The following is a 974-nucleotide window of genomic DNA, read 5'->3' on the forward strand; positions in this document are numbered from 1 at the left end:
CTTGGAGGGGCATTGGTTGAAATGCGTCGCGCTAATCAAGTCCAGGAAGCCGCGCGTAAAGCACGTGAAGACGATCTCCAGTCTGCTGAGCGCGATATGCAAAAAAATCGGTATGTCGACCAATTTAGGCAGTGTGCYGGCAAACTACCCTGATGCAGGGAAAACCTTGCAATCGGTGCAAAATGGCTATCTGTTTTTCCTCTCGGGTCTTTTGTATGAAGCCTCAAAAGATCTCAATGGTGCTTATGTTGATTACCGCAGAGCGTTAGCGGTGAGTCCCAATAACCCCGTGGTGATTGAAAGAACCATGCTGGTGGCGAAAAAGCTGGGCATGCGTGAGGATTGGCCAAATTAGAAAACGCTACGGTAAAGCAAAACGACACCTTTGCAGGTGAACAAGGCCGCGTGATTGTTATTGAAGAGCAAGGGGTTGTTGAAGCGCTCCAAGGCTGGCGAATAGATTTACCTGTCTATGACAGTCGAGGCATTGGCGCACTGTATTCTCTCGCGCTGCCTTATTACCCAAGCCAAAATTATCAGCGCTTTTCCCCATTGCGTTTGRATCAACAGAAACTGGAAAGCCAGTTATTGGCAGATGTCGATCAGATGGCGAAGTACGATTTAAGTGAGCGTTTGCCTTCGATGGTGATCGCCAGGCATTGCGGGTGGTGGCCAAAGATCAACTGCGTAAAGAAGCCGCTAAAGGCGATGATGTTGGCAATCTGTTGTTAACGTTGGAACGCGTTAATCAGAGCAACCGGATACTCGTAGCTGGCAAACCTTACCAGCAAGAGTCAATGTAATGAGTGAAGTTGTCTCATCGGGTGAGCAAACATTGACATCCGGTGACAAAGATTACCAGTTCATGGTCGCAGACAAACAGACGACTTTGGTCTGGATTCCCGTCAGGGAACTCACCAAACCATRTGGCACAAACAATTAGGGGAGGCTGTAATGAGAGCTTGGATTTATTT

Annotated in this window: 1 pseudogene; it reads left to right on the top strand. The window is 48.2% G+C overall.

The annotated features are described in order from the left end of the window. A pseudogene (locus tag CIK04_RS34680) lies at positions 1 to 974 on the top strand (hypothetical protein); the annotation flags it as partial.

The organism is Vibrio sp. 03_296 (assembly GCF_002265885.1).